This window comes from Shewanella jiangmenensis (genome assembly GCF_018596335.1).
Taxonomy (GTDB): Bacteria; Pseudomonadota; Gammaproteobacteria; order Enterobacterales; family Shewanellaceae; genus Shewanella; species Shewanella jiangmenensis.
Window position 1 is genome coordinate 1 of sequence record NZ_JAHEPS010000032.1, and the last position, 623, is coordinate 623.

Annotated in this window: 1 rRNA gene; it reads right to left on the reverse strand. The window is 51.0% G+C overall.

The window, feature by feature from the left end:
- A 23S ribosomal RNA gene (locus tag KJI95_RS19400) occupies window positions 1-623 on the reverse strand; the annotation flags it as partial.

Sequence of the window (623 nt, forward strand, 5' to 3'; positions counted from 1 at the left end):
ACACCCGTAGCTTCGGTGAATTGCTTAGCCCCGTTACATCTTCCGCGCAGGCCGACTCGACTAGTGAGCTATTACGCTTTCTTTAAATGATGGCTGCTTCTAAGCCAACATCCTAGCTGTCTAAGCCTTCCCACATCGTTTCCCACTTAGCAATTACTTTGGGACCTTAGCTGACGGTCTGGGTTGTTTCCCTTTTGACGACGGACGTTAGCACCCGCCGTCTGTCTCCCGGATAGCACTCTTTGGTATTCGGAGTTTGCAAAGGGTTGGTAAGTCGGGATGACCCCCTAGCCTTAACAGTGCTCTACCCCCAAAGGTGTTCGTCCGAGGCGCTACCTAAATAGCTTTCGAGGAGAACCAGATATCTCCCGGTTTGATTGGCCTTTCACCCCCAGCCACAAGTCATCCGCTAATTTTTCAACATTAGTCGGTTCGGTCCTCCAGTTGATGTTACTCAACCTTCAACCTGCCCATGGCTAGATCACCGGGTTTCGGGTCTACGCCTTGCAACTAAACGCGCAGTTAACACTCGGTTTCCCTACGGCTCCGCTATTCGCTTAACCTCGCTACAAAACGTAAGTCGCTGACCCATTATACAAAAGGTACGCAGTCACGGTCTCAAG